This is a genomic window from Sphingomonas sp. (genome assembly GCF_035317925.1).
Lineage (GTDB): Bacteria > Pseudomonadota > Alphaproteobacteria > Sphingomonadales > Sphingomonadaceae > Sphingomonas_I.
Genome location: NZ_DATHFV010000164.1, coordinates 1 through 17,527 on the forward strand (window position 1 = coordinate 1; position 17,527 = coordinate 17,527).

Below are 17,527 nucleotides of genomic sequence, written 5' to 3' on the forward strand. Positions count from 1 at the left end.
GGCCAAGCAGCTCAAGGCCATCGCCGACGAGGCCAAGACCGCCGACACCTTGATCCTGGCGACTGATCCCGATCGCGAGGGCGAGGCGATTTCCTGGCACGTCCAGGAAGTGCTGCGGAAGAAGAAGGCGCTGCCGGCCGATGTCCAGCGCGTCACCTTCAACGCCATCACCAAGGCGGCCGTGCTCGACGCGATGGCGCATCCGCGCGCGCTGGATGAGGATCTGATCGACGCCTATCGGGCGCGCCGCGCGCTCGATTATCTGGTCGGTTTCACGCTGTCGCCGGTGCTGTGGCGCAAATTGCCCGGCGCCAAGTCGGCCGGCCGCGTCCAGTCGGTCACGCTGCGCCTGGTGGTAGACCGCGAGCGCGAGATCGAGCTGTTCCGCGCGCAGGAATATTGGTCGGTCGCCGCCGACATGGAGCAGGATGGCGTGCCGTTCGTCGCGCGCCTGGTCCGCTGGCGCGGCAACAAGATCGATCGCCTGACGATCGGCAATGGCGGTGACGCCGATGCCGCCAAGGCGGATGTCGAAGCCGGCCGCTTCTCCGTCATCAGCGTCGAGACCAAGCCGCTCACGCGCAATCCGCCGCCGCCTTTCACCACCTCGACCCTGCAGCAGGAGGCGGCGCGCAAGCTCGGCTTCTCCGCCAGCCACACGATGCGCGTGGCGCAGGACCTCTACGAGCAGGGCGCGATCACGTATATGCGTACCGACGGCGTGCAGATAGATCACAGCGCCATCTCGGCCGCACGCCACGCGATCGTCGACCGCTACGACGGCGGCTACGTCCCCGATCAGCCGCGCCAATATGTGACCAAGGCGAAGAACGCCCAGGAAGCGCACGAGGCGATCCGCCCGACCGATTTCACCCGCGATCATGCCGGCTCGGGCGACCATGCCCGCTTGTACGAACTGGTGTGGAAGCGCGCGCTGGCGAGCCAGATGGCCTCGGCGCGGCTGGAACGCACCACCGTCGAGATGGCGGACGGCACCGGCCAGACCGGCCTTCGCGCGACCGGTCAGGTCGTCTTGTTTCCCGGCTATCTCGCGCTCTACGAGGAAGGCCGCGACGATAGCGAGGACGAAGACGCCAAGCGCCTGCCGCGCATCGGCGAAGGCGATAGCCCGGCCAAGAAGGCCGTCACCGCCGAGCAGCATTTCACGCAGCCGCCGCCGCGTTATTCGGAAGCCTCGCTCGTCAAGAAGATGGAAGAGCTCGGCATCGGTCGGCCGTCCACCTACGCCGCGACGCTCCAGACGCTCAAGGACCGTGAGTATGTCACGCTCGAGAAGAACCGCTTCTTGCCTCAGGAGAGCGGGCGGCTGCTGACCAGCTTCCTCGAACGCTTCTTCGAAAAATATGTAAGCTACGACTTCACCGCCGGGATGGAGGAGGAGCTGGACGAGGTGTCCGGCGGCCGCGCCGACTGGCAGCAGGTGCTCGCCGATTTCTGGAAGGACTTCAAACCCAAGACCGCCGAAGTGATGGAGCAGAAGCCGAGCGACATCACCGCCGCGCTCGACGAATTCCTCGCGCCTTATCTCTTCCCCGACAAGGGCGACGGCAGCGATCCACGCCTGTGCCCGAGTTGCGGCACGGGCAAGTTGGCGCTGCGCGGCGGCAAATATGGCGCGTTCGTTGCCTGCTCCAATTATCCCGACTGTAAATATACGCGCCGCTTCGCCCAGGGCGGCGGCGAGGAGGGCGCGAACGATACCGGCCCGACCGAGCTCGGCACCGATCCCGATACGGGCGAGATGGTGACGCGCAGGGCAGGGCGGTTTGGTCCCTATATTCAGCTCGGTGACGGCAAGGACGCCAAGCGCTCCTCGATCCCCAAGGATGTGCCCGAACTCGATCTGCCGATGGCGCTGCGTTTGCTCGCGCTGCCGCGCGAGATCGGCGCGCATCCCGAGAGCGGCAAGCCGATCACCGCGAGCATCGGCCGTTATGGGCCCTATCTCGCGCATGACGGCAAATATGCGAAGCTCCAGTCGACCGCCGAAGTGTTCGAGACCGGCATGAATGCCGCCGTTTCGAAGCTGGCCGATGCGGCCAAGGGCGGCGGCGCTCGCAGCGCATCGCGTGAACCGATCGCCACCCTCGGCGACAGCCCGGTGACGGGTAAGCCGGTCAAGGTGATGGAGGGGCGCTTCGGGCCTTACGTCACCGACGGCGCGACCAACGCGACCTTGCCCAAGGGGACCGATCCCGCGACGCTCACGGCCGAAGAGGCGCTGGCCCTGCTGGTCGAACGCGCCGCCAAGGGGCCGGCCAAGGGCAAGAAGAAGCCCGCGCGCAGGGCCGCCAAGCGCTGACCGCGCGATGGCCGAACCGCCGAACGCCGAAGATGCGGCCGCCGCGACGGAGCGTTCGCGCGCGCTGACCCGCGAAGCCAATGCGCTGCGTGCCGAAGGGCGCTGGCGTGAGGCCATGCCCTTGTCGTTCGAAGCGGTTCGCGCTGACCCCAAAAACGCGGCGGCGGCGCATAATCTGGGCGTGTTGCTCGCCAAGATCGGGCGGTTGGCGGAAGGCGAGGCGGCGACGCGCCATGCCTTGTCGCTCGCGCCGACCTCACCGATCATCATCCACGCGCTCGCCCACACCTTGCTCGCGCAGGGCCGCTACAAGGAAGGGTTCCCGCTCTACGAGATCCGGGCGCTGATGCCCGAGCTCAATACGGGCTTTCCGCGCGATTTCCCCTTCCCCCGCTGGCATGGGGAACCGCTGGCTGGCAAAAGGCTCACGATCTTCCCCGAACAGGGCTTGGGCGACCAGATCCAGTTCGCGCGGTTCCTGCCGCCGATAATCGCGCAGGCGGGCGCGGTCAGCCTGCTGACGATGCGCCAGCTCGAACGCCTGTTCCGGTACAATTTCCCGAAGGCTGAGATCGTGCTCGCCGACGGCAAGATCGAATTCCCCGATCCCGATTACTGGACGACGATGCACGATCTGCCGGGCGTGCTCGGGATCGAATCCGACGCCATTCCCGGCGAACCCTATCTGCGCGTGCCCGGCACCTGGCCGTCATTGGGCGACGGGTTCAAGATCGGACTCAAGACCAAGGGCAATCCCAAGCATCTCAACGACAAATTGCGCTCGCTGCCCGAGGAATGCGCCGAACGGCTGCGCGCGAGCCTGCCGGGCAAGGTGATCAGTCTCGAGCCCGATGAAAGCGGGGCCAAGGACATGGCCGACACCGCCGCGATCATCGCGCAGCTCGATCTGCTCGTGTCCGTCGATACCTCGGTCGCGCACGTCGCCGGCGCGCTCGGCAAGCCCTGCCTGCTGCTGGTCCCGGGTTTCTCGCCCGACTGGCGTTGGATGACCGAGCGCGACGATTCGCCCTGGTATCCCGGCCACACGCTCTATCGCAGCGAGATCGAAGGCAGCTGGGACGAGGCGGTCGATCGGCTGATCGCCGATGCCAAGGCCCGCGCCGCCGCCGCGGCCGCGGCCGTGCCCATCCCCAAGGGCGGCAGCGCACTCGCGCAACTGATGTATCGCGCCAATGCGCTGCGCGACGAGGCACGCTATGCCGAGGCGCTCGATCTGATGCGCCAGGCGGTGCGGCAGGCGCCCGACAACCCCGGCGCGCTCAACATCATCGGCACGATGCTGAGCGATGTCGGCCGGTTGGCGGAGGCGGAGAAATTTCAGCGCCGCGCGCTCGCGCTGGCGCCCGAATATCCCGGTTTTCGCAATGGGCTTGCCCTCACCTTGCTGGCGCAGGGGCGCTTTACGGAGGCGTGGCCGCTCTATGTGGCGCGCAGCGAAGTGCCGTCGCTTTCAACCGGCTTTCCGAAGAATATGCCCGGTGCACGCTGGCGGGGCGAACATCTGGCGGGCAAGCGGCTCGTCATCATGCCCGAGCAGGGCTTTGGCGACGAAATTCAGTTTATGCGGTTCCTGCCGCGGCTCCAGCAATCGGGCGCGGACATTCGCCTGTTCACCCGGCCGGGCCTGGTCGCGCTGTTCCAATCCAGCTTTCCCGGCATCGAGATATTCTCCGCCGATGGCGAGGTACGCCTCGGCAAGCCCGATTTCTGGACGACCCTGGTCGACATGGCGCAGCCACTTCATGTTACCGTCGAAGCGTTGCCGCAGCCGCCCTATCTGCGCACCGACCGCACCTGGCCTCCGCTGCCGGACGGCTTCAAGATCGGCGTGCAGACCAGCGGCAACCCGCTTCATACCAACGATGCGTGGCGGTCGCTGTCGCCCGAGGACGCGGCGGCGTTGCGCGCGAAGCTGCCCGGGCAGGTAATCGACCTCGATCCGCACATCAGCGGCGCGCGCGATTTCGCCGACAGCGCCGCGCTGATCGCCCAGCTCGATCTGGTGGTAGCGGTCGATACGTCGGTCGCGCATCTCGCCGGCGCGCTCGGCAAGCCGTGCCTGCTGCTCGTGCCCTCGCTCGCGACCGACTGGCGCTGGATGCGCGGTCGCGACGATTCGCCCTGGTACCCTGGGCATCGCCTGTTCTGGGGCGCGATGGATGGCGGCTGGGCCGATACGATCGACCGGCTGTGCGCGCACGCCACGACCTTGGCCCAGGGGCAAAAGGCGCCCGCGCCGAAACAGCATCTCGGCCGCTGGCGTGACGCGCTGGCTTTATCCCGCAAGGCGGCCGCGGCCCAGCCGAAAGCCGCCACCCCAATGCGCCAGTTGGGCAGCCTGCTCACCCAGATCGGCGATCTGGAGGAGGGCGAATCGGTCCTGCATCGCGCGGTCGCACTCGGCGGCGACCAGATCGAACGCGCGCGTTACCAACTCGCGCTCAACCTGCTCGCGCAGGGTCGCTACAAGGAAGCCTGGCCGCTTTATCGCGCCCGTCGCGAGATCGCGGATCTCGGCATCGGCTATCCGCGCGGCGTCAACGGCCCGCGCTGGGAAGGCCAGGAACTGGCCGGCAAAAAGCTGCTGATCCTCGCCGAACAGGGCCTGGGCGACACGCTGCAATTGGCGCGCTTCCTGCCAGGCCTGATCGAACAAGGCGCCCACATCAGCCTGTTCGAGCGCGCGCCTTTGGTAAGCTTTCTCCAATCCGCTTTCCCGTCGATTATCGTCCGCGACGCCGCCGAACTGGCGTCGATGGGCCCGCAGGATGCCTGGACGACCACGTTCGACATGCTCGAACCGCTCGGCGTCACACTGACCAACCTGCCGCCGGCGGCTTATGCGGCGGTGCCGCCGACCACCGGCCCGGACTTCACGATCGGCCTGTGCACGAGCGGCAATCCCAAGCACCTCAACGATCGCCAGCGCTCCTTGCCGGCGGACGTCGCCCGCCGCTTGACGGCACGCCTGCCGGGCAGGATCGTCGAACTTGATCCGAAAAAGAGCAAAGCGAAGGATTTCGCCGAGACCGCGGCGATCATCGCCGGGCTCGACCTGATCGTCTCGGTCGATACCGCTGTCGGCCATCTTGCCGGCGCGCTCGACAGACCGTGCCTGCTGCTCGTACCCGGTTTCGGGACCGACTGGCGCTGGCTGCAGGACCGCGACGATAGCCCCTGGTATCCGCGCCACCGGCTGTTCCGCAGCCGTGTCGACGGCAATTGGAACGATGCGATCGGCCGCCTCGTCGCCGAAGCCGAGGGAATGCGATCGGCTAAAGTCTGACCGGCGTTGCCCTCCCGGGCGCAGCCGCCTAAGCGCAGACCGCCCTTAATCCGAGCGGAGCCCGATGCGCCTTTCCCGTTATTTCCTGCCTGTCATGAAGGAATCGCCCGCCGACGCGCAGATCGTCAGCCACAAGCTGATGCTGCGCGCGGGCCTGGTGCGCCAGACCGCCGCCGGCATCTATGCCTGGCTGCCGCTCGGCACGCGCGTGCTCGCCCGGATCGCGCAGATCGTGCGCGAGGAGCAGGACAAGGCCGGCGCGATCGAATTGATCATGCCGACGATCCAGTCGGCCGAATTGTGGAAGCAATCGGGCCGCTACGACGATTACGGGCTCGAGATGCTGCGCATCAGGGACCGCCACGACCGTGAGATGCTGTTCGGCCCGACCGCGGAAGAGGTGATCACCGCGATCTTCCGCGATGCCGCGCGCTCCTACCGCGATCTGCCGCGCACGCTCTACAACATCCAGTGGAAGTTCCGCGACGAGGTCCGCCCGCGCTTCGGCGTGATGCGCGGCCGCGAATTCCTGATGAAGGACGCTTATTCGTTCGATCTGGACGAGGCCGGTGCGCGCCACAGCTATAACCGCATGTTCGTCGCCTATCTCAACACGTTCGCGCGGATGGGGCTGCGCGCGATCCCGATGCAGGCCGATACCGGCCCGATCGGCGGCGATCTCAGCCACGAATTCATCGTGCTCGCGCCGACCGGCGAGAGCGAGGTCTTCTACCATAGCAATTGGGAGAAGCCGGCCGCGCTCTCCAACGTCGATTTCGAGGATGTCGACGGGCTGAAAGCGATCGTCGGCGGCTATACCGCCGATTATGCCGCGACCGACGAAAAGCGCGACGCGGCGCGCGAAGCGGAAGCGGGCGGCGAACTGCGCCAGTCGCGCGGGGTCGAGGTCGGTCATATCTTCTATTTCGGCACCAAATATTCGGCCGCGATGGGGCTCAAGCTCCAGGGGCAGGACGGGGCCGACATCGTCCCGCACATGGGTAGCTATGGCGTCGGCGTGTCGCGCCTCATGGCGGCGATCATCGAGGCGAGCCATGACGACAAGGGCATCGTCTGGCCCGACGCGGTCGCGCCTTATGCGGTCGGCCTGATCAACATGCGCGCCGACGACGAAGCCTGCACCAAAGCCGCCGACGATCTCTACGCCCAGCTTCAGGCCGCCGGCGTCGACGTGCTGTACGACGACCGCGACGAACGCGGCGGCGCCAAATTCGCGACGATGGATCTGATCGGCCTTCCCTGGCAGATCGTGATCGGCCCCAAGGGCCTCGCCAACGGCATCGTCGAACTGAAACGCCGCGCCACCGACGAGCGGATCGAAGTCTCGCCGGCGGATGCGGTGGCGAAGGTCAAAGGTTGATCACCCGCTACGAACGTACGATCGCGCGGCGCTATCTCTGGCCGGGCAAGGGCGAGGGGATCATCGCGATTGTCGCCGGCTTCTCGCTGCTCGGCGTAACCCTCGGCGTCGCGGCGCTCGTGATCGTCACCAGCGTGATGAACGGCTTCCGTGCCGACCTGTTCGACAAGATAACCGCCCAGACCGGCCATGCCGTGATCCAGGGCTATGACGGGCGCTTGAACGACTGGCAGCGCGTGCAGGCCGAAGCCCGCGCCACCCCCGGCGTGACCGAGGCAACGCCCTTGATCGAGCAGCCCTTGATGGCCTCGACCCAGGGGCGGGTCGAGGCCGTGCTTGCGCGCGGCATGACAATGGCGGACATTCGCGGCGCCCAGATCGGCGGGAATGTCGTGCATGGCGACATCAAGGAGGTCACCCCCGGATCGGGCAATGTCGCGATCGGATCGGAGCTCGCTTTGGCGCTCGGCGTCACGATCGGCGGGCAGATCAGCCTGATCAGCCCCAATGGCCAGACCACGCCCTTCGGCACCGTGCCGCGCATCGTGTCCTATCGTGTGGCCGCGATCTTCGAGGTCGGCGTCTACGCTTATGACAACAGCTATGTTGTAATGCCGATGGCGGACGCGCAGGCCCTGCTGATGCTCGGCGACGCGGTCGGCATGATCCGCCTCCAGACCACCGATGCCGATCATGTCGATCGCATCCTCGCGCCGCTTGCGCCCAAAATCCGCAGCGCGGGCGTGATCCAGGACTGGAAGCAGCAGAACAGCTCCCTGTTCGAGACGATCGAGATCGAACGCGTGATAATGTTCATCATTCTGTCGATCATCATCGTCGTCGCGGCCTTCAACATCCTGTCGTCGCTGATCATGCTGGTGCGTGCCAAGACGCGCGATATCGCGATCCTCCGGACGATGGGGGCGACCCGCGGCGCTCTGGTCCGCATCTTCGTGACGATCGGCCTGTCGATCGGCGTGCTCGGCACCGTGATCGGCCTCGTGCTGGCGGCCCTGTTCCTGACCTATCGCCAGGGGATCGTGAACATCATCCAGCGGCTGACCGGCCAGAATCTATGGGATCCTTCTGTCCGTTTTCTGACCGAATTACCCGCGCGCACCGATCCGTTCGAGGTCGGCCTTGTCATCGCCATGACGCTGGTGCTGGCGCTGCTTTTCACGCTCTATCCGGCCTTCCGCGCGGCGCGGACCGATCCGGTCGAGGTGCTGCGTTATGAGTGACGCGCTCGCCGTCGCGGGTCTGAGCCGCGCCTTCACCCAGGGCGACCGCACGATCCATGTGTTGCGCGGCGTCGATCTGGCGCTCGCGCCGGGCGAGATTGTCGGCCTGCTCGGACCGTCCGGCTCGGGCAAGTCGACCTTGCTGCAGGCGGTCGGCCTGCTCGAGGGCGGCTTTTCCGGTTCGATCCGCATCGCCGGCGAGGAAGCGAGCCAGCTCGACGACGACGGCCGCACGCGGCTGCGACGCGAGGCGATCGGCTTCGTCTACCAGTTCCACCACCTGCTCCCGGACTTCACCGCGGAGGAGAATGTGATCCTGCCGCAATTGATCCGGGGCGCTTTGCCGGGCCCGGCCGCCGAGCGTGCGCGTAGCCTGCTCGACGCGCTCGGTCTGTCCGAACGGCTCGATCACCGTCCGTCACAGCTATCGGGCGGCGAGCAGCAACGCGTCGCGGTCGCGCGCGCGCTCGCCAATCGCCCCGCTCTGGTGCTGGCGGACGAGCCGACCGGCAATCTCGACGAGGCCACTGCGGATCGCGTGCTCGGCGAATTCCTGCGGCTGGTGCGGGGCGAGGGGGCGGCGGCTTTGGTCGCGACCCATAACGAGCGACTGGCGGAACGAATGGATCGCGTCGTCCGGCTGCACGAGGGCGTGCTGGCCTGAAGCTTCAGGCCGTATATTTGTTGCAGGTGGACGGCGAGGCCGTCGGCGTCGGATTGTAGATCTGGCTGAAGTCGCGCTTGTCGCGCACGATCACCGACGCGACATAATGGAGCTTGGTCGGCGCGACGAACACGGTGCCGAACAGCGGTTGATACTGATAATTGACCTCGACATAGATCACGCCGCTATTGTCGGGCGCCTGCACCTTCTGGCCGGCATCGCCAATCCCGTCGGGGGCGCTTTTGCCGGCCGTCGACGAAGTCCCGTCAGATCCCGCACTGGTGCCGGGCGCTTGTGCTGAGTCCGCATCGAAGCCCGCGCCGCTCTTGAGGCCGACGCAACGTTGCCAGTGGATCCGCTGGACATTGTCGTCGTCATACGACTGCTCGACATTTTCCAGGCTGGACACGGTGATACGCCCATAGGTGGTCAGCTTCACGTTGGAGCTGAACAGCCGCAGGCCTTGCAGCGCGTCATTGATATCGCCCTCGCGCAATTGATAGGTCGCAAGACCGGTATTCACGCCGATCCGCGACGCATTGTCCGCGAGTTGCAGCGCATATTGGCTGACGCGCATATTCGTTACGGCGAGATTGCAAATCTCGATCCCATAGCCGCCGAACGCCAGCACCAACGGCATGCCGAGCGCGAATTCCATCGCGCTGACGGCGCGGGCGTCGCGCCAGAACCGGCGTCCCAGCCGGGCCAGTCGTTTCCGGACACTCACGGTTTGCATATCGTCACGGACGTGGTCACGGTTTGCGTGGCGTAAGGCTGGTTCTTGAGGATCGTCTCCGCCGTGATCGTCTCCTTGGCGCTCCAGCCGATCAACCACGCGAACGGGAACAGCCGGGGATAGGTGACCTTCATCTTGTACAGGGTCACGTCGTTGGCGCCGCCCTGGCCGGTGGTGCCGGGATCGGCATCCCACTGGCTGTTGGCGTTGACGTCGCTGTAGCATTCGCCCGCATCGCGCACGCCGTTATGATTGGTGTCGGTGAACGGCTCCGGCCCGATCTCGCTGTAATTGTCGTAATTCTCGCGCGACGAGACGAACGTCGCCTTCGGCGCGATCATCTTGATGATGTCGATCACCTTCTGGTCGATCGAGTCGGTCTGGGTGGCGTTGCCCTGGATCGTGCTGTCGCGGCCGGCTTTCTGCACCGCGCCGGTCAGCACCGATTCCATATAGCCCTGATAGGCAAGGTCGCCAAAGCCGAGGATGAGCGTAAGCGCCACCGGCAGCACGATCGCGAATTCGGTGGCGGGGCCGCCACGCTGGTCGCGAACAAGCGCGCACAGGCGCCCGGTCATTTCGATATCCGCAGCATCGCGACCTGTTGCGCGATCTTCTGGAACGCCGTTTTCAGCGCGGCATTGTCGCTGGCATAATAAGCCTGACCCGGTGACGCGCAGGTCTTGAGCTGGCTGTTCAGCGTCTGCCCGAAACCGACCACGAACACCGTGATGTTACGCGCCTTGGCGGCCGCGCATTCCGCCAGGAAGCGGGCGTTGTGGTTGGCGGTATCGTTTGACGGACTGCTGCCCGACGCGCGCTTATCCAGCGCTTCCATCCCGTACAGGCCGTAGATGTTCGGATTGGTGTTCATCTGGCCGTCGGTCATGAAGACGATGAAGCGGTTCGGCGCCTGACGGCCCGGCCATGCCGCCGTGTCCGACGCGAAGATGCCGTTGGGCGAGATCAGGCGCGTGCCCCAGATCATGCCCGTGTCATGATAGGTGCCGCCGATAACCTTGAAATCGCTGGCGTTGACATAATTCGAGACATCGTCGCGCGTCATCGTCGCCAGTCGCTGCGCCGGCTTGCCGCATGTGTAATATGCGGTTTGCTGGTTTCCGCCCGAAATGCCGTAGCTGGAATAGTTTGCGACCGAGCTGCCGCTGACCACGTCTCCGCCGTGGGTAGAGGAGGACGTGCTCGGCCGATAATATTCGGCGTCCTCCCACATCGGGCGCCAGCGTGTAGCGTCCGAAGTAGGGACGAGATCGGGATCCAGATCGGCGGGCAGGCTATCGGTGTTGAACGTGCTTCCGGTCGTCGTGTCGCGTTCCTCGATGCAACCCTGCCACTTCGATGTCGATGGCACGACCCGGGTGGGATCAGTCACGCTCGCGCCCGTGATGAATTGCGAAACGTCGAGCGAATATTGATCGTATTTATATTCCGGCAACAGCGGCTGGACTTTAATAACGCACTTCTGCGTGCTGCCGGTATAGCTGTTGACCGAGATATTGTTCTGCGCCTGACCCGAGCCGTCGTAACCGGTGGCGGGCTGTCGTCCCAGCTTTGCGGTGCAGTCCGCCGAGGTCGCGACGTTGGAATAGGTCTGCGTGGTGGTGTTGCCGTTGTTTACGTCGTTACCGGTCCACTTGCGCGACTGATAGTTCCAGGTCTTCACCAGATCCGCCTGCGGCAGCAGATAGCCGACATTCACCGTGGAGGTGTAGGTGACGAAGCCATAGCGTATGTGCGTGGTCGAATCGGCCGTCGCCGCGAGCGTGTCGTAGAAGCTCAGCACCGCGGTGCGCAGCCCCCCAATCTTCGATCCGCTTTCCTCGACCGTATAATAAGCGGTTGTGCCGTCGGAGCGCGTATAAGTCTTGACGGGGGCGTTGCACGGATCGTCGGAGGTCGTGCACGCCATCGACCCCGTCGTGTCGAGCACAAACATGATGTCCGCGTCGGCTACGTCGTAGCGCGCCTCGCAGGTGACGGAGACGGTGCGCGCGCTCATGCCGAACATCGTCATGACCGTCATCGGCACGCTCACCGACGCCGTGCCGGAAACCTGGCTGTCGCCGGTCTTGGACGGGGTGAAGGTCAGGCCGGTCGTCCTGAACCAGCCGGTCTTGAAATTGTTGGAGAAGAAGGTCTGGGCCGCGGCGGTGGCGTCCGCGTCGAGCGTGGTGCCGGACGTATCCGTCATCATCTTGCGGCCCGCGAGCACGCCCGCGTCGCACGCCTGTTGCAGCCGCGTTTTGACGGAATATGTTCGGCCGAGGTCCACGGCCGACCCGGACAAAGCGGCCAGCGGAATCAGCATGGCCGCCATCAGCGCGAGCGTATTGCCGCGCACGTCTCGCCGTAACCGGCTCAGGAAACCCAGGGTCTCCGCGATGGCCCGTTTCTTACTCATGTCGACGCTGCTGATACTCTTGAAGAACAGCGCAGAGTGTAACCGGATGAGGTAAACAAGCGATTACCGTAACTTAGATATTAGGCTTAGATGCGGCGGCGCGGCCTGAAAGGGCCAAATCGGATCCATCTTCTAAACATCCGTTAACCCCGCCTTGCGGACTCAATCTTCACACCTCCGGGCTATGGCCCCCGGCTATGTGTGGGGTGTTAAAGCGTCTGTTTGGCGCCGAGAGCGGATCGATCATGGTGCTGGCGGCGTTCGCGCTGACCGCCGTGATGGGCATGTCTGGCCTCGCCGTCGAAGTCGGCAACGGCTATTATGCCAAGGTCCGCAACCAGCGCGTTTCCGACATGGCCGCGCTGGGCGCCGCCATGTCCTATCAGGCGAATAACTCGGTCAGCCAGGCGACCCAGACCGCGAAGGATATCGTCGCGGCGAGCGGGCTCCCGGCCAGTTCGGCCACCGTCACACTGCCGGTCACGGTCGGCGGGGTCAGCGGCGTCCAGGTTCAGATCACCACCACGGTCCCGATCCGGCTGGCGTCGATGATCACGCGTGCGGCGAGCTATGACGTCAGCACCACCGCGGTCGCGTCGCTCAGCGGCAATACCAGCCCTGCCTGCGTGCTGTCGCTCAGCAAGACCGCCAGCTTCGGCGTCCGCATCCAGGGTGCGTCGACGCTCAACACCACCGGCTGCGCGGTAACCAGCAACAGCGCGGTGTCGGTCGAGGGCAGCTCGAACCTCACCGCCTCCACCATTACCGGCCCCAGTATCACCGCCAGCGGCAGCAGCGTCATCAACGGCACCAAGGCGATCGGATCGAACGCGACCGATCCGCTCGCCAGCAGCAGCGCGCTAAGCGCGGCCTTCGTCCAGCTCGGGGTCACGACCACGCCCACGACAGTCGCGATGCCGACCGCCCCCACGATATCGGCCAGCTCCACCAACTGGAGCTTCCCCGCCAACCAGGGGGCCTACAATGCGCTCGCCGCCAACGATCCGGTGAAGACGAATTGCACGATTTCCGGTCAGGCCTTCACCTGCAACCAGGGCACGTACGCTATCAACAACTTCACCCTGCCGAGCGGCATGACCGTTACCTTCACCGGCGTGTCGGTGGTCAACGTCTACGGCACGTTCAGCGCCAATGGGGCGACACTCAACGGCACGCAGACAAGCTACAATCTGCGCAGTCCGTACAGCACAGGGTGGGCCAGCAGCCCGACCTTCGGGAATATCGCCAGCCTCTATGTCGGCGGCGCGGTCAGCTATAGCGGTTCGGGCAACAAGATCGGGTCGGGCAACGTCTTCATCGCGGGCGGGCTCACGATCGGCGGCTCGTCGTCGCTGACGATCGGCGCCGGCACGCATGCGATCGGCGGCACGATCGACGTCGGCGGCAGCAGTTCGCTGACGGTCGGCGCGGGCGATCTGACCGCCAACGGCAGCATCTATGTCGAGGGCTCGGCGACCGCCACCTTCGGCAACGGCAATTATGTCGTGGGCAAGGACAGCAACGGCTACAGCATCGACCTGGTCGGCCCGACCTTGACCTTCGGCACGGGCGATTTCAGCGGCACCGGCGGCGTCTATGTCAACGGTTCGAGCACGCTGACGATGGGAAATGGCGATCTGACGCTCGGCGCGGCGAATGACGGCAATGCGATGAACGTCAGCGGCAGTTCCACTTTCTACATGGGAAGCGGTGATCTCAGCGCGGATGGCAATATCGTCACCGGCGGCAGCAGCCAGATCAGCTTCGGGGCCGGCCAACATGCGATCGACGGCAATCTGACGATCAACGGCGGCGGCACGATGGGGGCGGGCCGCTACACGATCAACGGCAATTTCTACAAAAGTGCGAGCATGGGCGTCACCGCGAACAGCGTGACCATCATCGCCGCCGGCAGCTTCTACACCGGAGGCGCGTCGAGCCTGACGCTGACCGCCCCGGCCGCCGACAGCGCGACCAATGGCGGGATCGTCGGCATCGCCTTCGCCAGCAAGACGACCTCGGCCAGCACGATCGACGGCAGCTCGTCGAACACCTTGGGCGGCATCTTCTACCTGCCCAATTCGGATCTGAGCATCACCGGCGCGGGATCGGTCGCGGCGCCGACCTGCTTCGCGCTGATCGCGAAGACGGTGGGGATCACCGGCAGCGCGATGCTGCGCGATACCAATTGCACCGCGCCCACGCTGACCACCAACACTTCGGTCGCGCTGATTCAGTGATCCGCCTGGACGCCTTGCTCCGCCACCAAAAAGGCACCGCGACGATCGAATTCGCGTTCGCGTCCTTGTTCCTGTTCGGCATCCTGATGGTGGGCCTCGATTTCGGCGTCTACGCGCAGCAGAATCTGCGGCTCGGCAACGCGGTCGAGCAGGGCGCCGTGCTCGCCTTCGACAACCGCGCGTCGAGCACCATCGATACGACCACGCTCGGCAATTATGTCGCTGCGGTCGCGGGCGGTGCGCCGACCATGACCTATCAGTGCAATGGCATTTCCTGCTCAAGCACCGCCACCGCCAAATGCATCGCCGCGCCGGCGACGTCGGGCGGCTGGCCGACCTTCACCGATCCCACCACGACGAACAATGTGTCGATTTGCGCCGACGGCGCCTTGCCCGGTTATTACCTCGTGATCCGCGCGACCAGAACGTACCAACCGGTGATCGTCCCCGATCGCTATTTGAACGGCAAGACGATCCAGCAGCAAGCGGTGGTGCGCCTGTCATGATGCGCAGCTTGCTCCGGAACCGGCGCGGTGGCGCCGCGGTCGAATTCGCGCTGGTCGCGCCGACCTTCCTGATGTTCCTGTTCCTGATTCTCGACGGCGGGCGGATGGTCTTCGCCCGCCAGTCGCTGAACGATCTCGCCGCCTCGACCGCGCGCTGCGCGGCGATCAAGGCGGCCGGCTGCACCGACGCGAGCAGCGCCCAGACCTGGGCGGTCAGCCGAGGACTCAACCACAATAATCTGCAAGTGGCCACGACCGACGTCACGATCCTGATCGGCACCAGTTGCAACAATGTCGCCAACATGACCAAGGCGACGATCAGCATCCCCTGGAAGAAGGGCGCGATGACGTTGCTGCCGCAAGCGATCGCGCCGTCGACGCTGACCTCGGTCGCCTGTTTTCCCCAGATGAGCTGACGGCGTTCCACTGGCCGAAGCCGCCGACGCCTGATATCTCCGGGCCCGCGATATGATCGGGGGGCTATCATCCATCGTTGGCGATCCCAGCCTGGACGGCTGGGCGACCTTCCTCGTCTATCTCGTCGCCGCCTGGCTATGCGCCGCCAACGCCCGCAAAAGCGCCACGTTGGCCGCAACCGGCGTGCGTCAGGTTGCGCAGGCGCAATCGCGGCGTCGCTTCTGGATCGTGCTGGCGGTATTATTGTTGCTGCTCGGGCTGACACGGCAACTCGATCTGCAGGCGCTCGCGGCCCAGATGACGCGTAGCGCGTTGCACCAGGACGGCGTCTATGAGGAACGCAGCGGCCTTCAGATCGGCCTGATCGCGGTGATCGGCATATTCGGGACGATCGGGCTGCTGATCGCGCTGTTCAGCTTCCGCCGCGCCGAAGCTTCGGTGTTGATCGCGCTGGTGGGCGCGGCTTTGCTCGCCCTCTTCACCGTGATCCGCACCATTTCGCTCCACGACGTCGACCAGTTGCTTCACCATGACGTGGGGATTCCCCACGTCCACGTGAACAATCTGATCGAGATCGGCACACTCGCGGTGATCGCGGGCGCGAGCTTCGCCTTCGCGCGCCGCTTGCACGACGAGGGCCAGTCGGCGCGGCTGCGCGCGCTCGCGATCAAGGAGCGTCGGCGGCTGCTCGGCGAAAAAAGGCGCGGCAAGCAATCTTAGCTGTGGATAGGATGCACGGGGCGCTTTCGTTCGCGCGGCCCGGTGCCTAGATTGATCCGATGGCCGCCAACCTCTTCGTGCCGCTGCGCATCTTTTCGGCTTACACCATGCTGGAAGGCGCGATCGATCCCAAGGAGATCGCGACGCGCGCGCGCGCCTTGGGCTTTCCGGCGGCCGCGATCACCGATCGCAACGGGCTTTATGGCGCGATGGCGTTCAGCGAAGCCGCCAAGAAAGCGGGCGTGCAGCCGATCATCGGCGCCTTGCTCGGAGTCGCGCGGCCGGGCGGAGCGGAGGGCAAGCCGCCGGTGCTCGATTGGCTGCCGCTCTACGCGCAGGACGAGACCGGCTATGACAATCTGTGCGCGCTCGTGTCCGCCGCCCATCTCGACCGGCCGCCGCACGAAGACCCGCACGTCCCGTTCGACGCGCTGATCGGCCGCAGCGAAGGCCTGATCGCGCTCACCGGAAGCGGGGAGGGCGCGCTTGCCCGCTTGCTCGCCGAAGGTCAGCAGGACGCGGCCGAGCGCTATCTCAGCCGGTTGGAAGGCGTCTTTCCCGGCCGCCTCTATATCGAGCTCGCCCGCCGCAACGATTCCGTGGAGGAGGCGGCCGAGGGCGCGCTGATCGATCTGGCCTATGCGCGCGATCTGCCTCTGGTCGCGACCAATCCCGCCTGCTTCGCCGAACCCGATTTCCACGCGGCGCACGACGCGATGCTGTGCATCGCTTCCTCCTCCTATCTCGAGGTTCAGGATCGTCCGCACTCCTCGCCCGATTCGTGGATCAAGCCCGCCGAGGCGATGCAGGCTTTGTTCGCCGATCTGCCCGAGGCGATCGCCAACAGCCTCGTCGTCGCGCAGCGCTGCGCGGTCGCGGCCCCGTCGCGCAAGCCGATCCTGCCCAGCCTCGCCGGCGATCGCGATGCCGAAGCGGAGATGCTCCGCCGCGACGCCGCCGGCGGCCTCGAAGCGCGGCTCGACAAGCTCGGCACCCCCGAAGCCGAGCGCGCGCCCTATCGCGAGCGCCTCACCTTCGAAGTCGACGTCATCGTCCAGATGGGCTTCCCCGGTTACTTCCTGATCGTCGCCGATTTCATCAAATGGGCGAAGGAGCAGGGGATTCCGGTCGGCCCCGGTCGTGGTTCGGGCGCGGGCTCGGTCGTCGCCTGGTCGCTCACCATCACCGATCTCGATCCGCTCCAATTGGGCCTGCTGTTCGAACGCTTCCTCAATCCGGAACGCGTGTCGATGCCGGACTTCGACATCGACTTCTGCCAGGAGCGGCGCGGCGAGGTGATCGACTACGTCCAGCAACGCTACGGACGCGCGCAGGTCGGCCAGATCATCACGTTCGGCACGCTGCAGGCGCGCGGTGTGTTGCGCGACGTCGGGCGTGTGCTCGAAATGCCTTACGGCCAGGTCGACAAGCTGACCAAGCTGGTGCCGCTGTACCGCGATCCGCGCTCGGACTTCCTGGTCACGCAGTATTCGATGAAGCATGTCGAGCAGGCGGGGCTGGTGAAGTTCGACTTCCTCGGCCTCACCACGCTCACCATCCTGCAGCGCGC

The 17,527-nt window shown here is 65.5% G+C and carries 13 protein-coding genes; 10 read left to right on the forward strand and 3 right to left on the reverse strand.

Translation table 11 applies throughout. From position 1 onward, the window contains the following. The 5 genes from topA to VK533_RS12165 form a co-directional block, all read left to right on the forward strand. Nucleotides 1–2,323: type I DNA topoisomerase (gene topA / locus VK533_RS12145; RefSeq protein WP_324377990.1), on the forward strand; the 2,323-nt coding region annotated here is incomplete at its 5' end. A 7-nt stretch (nucleotides 2,324–2,330) separates the two neighbouring features. Continuing rightward, a complete protein-coding gene (locus tag VK533_RS12150; protein WP_324377992.1) occupies nucleotides 2,331–5,630 on the forward strand; it encodes a glycosyltransferase family 9 protein in 3,300 nt (1,099 codons plus the stop codon). A 64-nt stretch (nucleotides 5,631–5,694) separates the two neighbouring features. Beyond that, nucleotides 5,695–7,011, forward strand: a complete 1,317-nt coding sequence (proS, locus tag VK533_RS12155; RefSeq protein WP_324377994.1) for a proline--tRNA ligase — start codon at nucleotides 5,695–5,697, stop codon at nucleotides 7,009–7,011. Further along, complete coding sequence (locus tag VK533_RS12160; protein ID WP_324377996.1) at nucleotides 7,008–8,252, forward strand: lipoprotein-releasing ABC transporter permease subunit; 1,245 nt, start codon at nucleotides 7,008–7,010, stop codon at nucleotides 8,250–8,252. Before proS ends, VK533_RS12160 begins: the two co-directional genes overlap by 4 nt. Next, the gene (locus VK533_RS12165) at nucleotides 8,245–8,916 is read left to right on the forward strand and encodes an ABC transporter ATP-binding protein (RefSeq protein WP_324377998.1); all 672 of its coding nucleotides are present in this window, start codon (nucleotides 8,245–8,247) and stop codon (nucleotides 8,914–8,916) included. The genes VK533_RS12160 and VK533_RS12165 overlap by 8 nt, the downstream gene beginning before the upstream one ends. 4 nt (nucleotides 8,917–8,920) lie before the next feature. On the opposite strand, the gene VK533_RS12170 is transcribed toward VK533_RS12165, so the two are convergent. The 3 genes from VK533_RS12170 to VK533_RS12180 are packed head-to-tail and all read right to left on the reverse strand — an operon-like array spanning nucleotide 8,921 to nucleotide 12,074. Beyond that, complete coding sequence (locus VK533_RS12170) at nucleotides 8,921–9,643, reverse strand: hypothetical protein (protein ID WP_324378000.1); 723 nt, start codon at nucleotides 9,641–9,643, stop codon at nucleotides 8,921–8,923. Continuing rightward, nucleotides 9,640–10,230, reverse strand: coding sequence for a TadE family protein (locus VK533_RS12175; protein WP_324378002.1), 591 nt, complete (start codon nucleotides 10,228–10,230; stop codon nucleotides 9,640–9,642). Before VK533_RS12175 ends, VK533_RS12170 begins: the two co-directional genes overlap by 4 nt. Continuing rightward, nucleotides 10,227–12,074, reverse strand: coding sequence for a TadE/TadG family type IV pilus assembly protein (locus VK533_RS12180; protein ID WP_324378004.1), 1,848 nt, complete (start codon nucleotides 12,072–12,074; stop codon nucleotides 10,227–10,229). Before VK533_RS12180 ends, VK533_RS12175 begins: the two co-directional genes overlap by 4 nt. 197 nt (nucleotides 12,075–12,271) lie before the next feature. On the opposite strand from VK533_RS12180, the gene VK533_RS12185 reads away from it, so the two are divergent. The 5 genes from VK533_RS12185 to dnaE form a co-directional block, all read left to right on the forward strand. Further along, nucleotides 12,272–14,314, forward strand: a complete 2,043-nt coding sequence (locus tag VK533_RS12185; protein WP_324378006.1) for a beta strand repeat-containing protein — start codon at nucleotides 12,272–12,274, stop codon at nucleotides 14,312–14,314. Next, entirely contained in the window at nucleotides 14,311–14,820 is a 510-nt protein-coding gene (locus tag VK533_RS12190; protein ID WP_324378008.1) for a TadE/TadG family type IV pilus assembly protein, read from the forward strand. Before VK533_RS12185 ends, VK533_RS12190 begins: the two co-directional genes overlap by 4 nt. Then, nucleotides 14,817–15,236 carry a TadE family protein gene (locus VK533_RS12195; RefSeq protein WP_324378010.1) on the forward strand — a complete coding sequence of 140 codons (420 nt, stop codon included), beginning with the start codon at nucleotides 14,817–14,819 and terminating at the stop codon, nucleotides 15,234–15,236. Before VK533_RS12190 ends, VK533_RS12195 begins: the two co-directional genes overlap by 4 nt. 52 nt (nucleotides 15,237–15,288) lie before the next feature. Continuing rightward, complete coding sequence (locus VK533_RS12200) at nucleotides 15,289–15,957, forward strand: hypothetical protein (RefSeq protein ID WP_324378012.1); 669 nt, start codon at nucleotides 15,289–15,291, stop codon at nucleotides 15,955–15,957. A gap of 59 nt (nucleotides 15,958–16,016) precedes the next feature. Next, nucleotides 16,017–17,527, forward strand: a 1,511-nt coding sequence (gene dnaE / locus VK533_RS12205) for a DNA polymerase III subunit alpha (RefSeq protein WP_324378014.1), incomplete at its 3' end; no start/stop codon positions are given.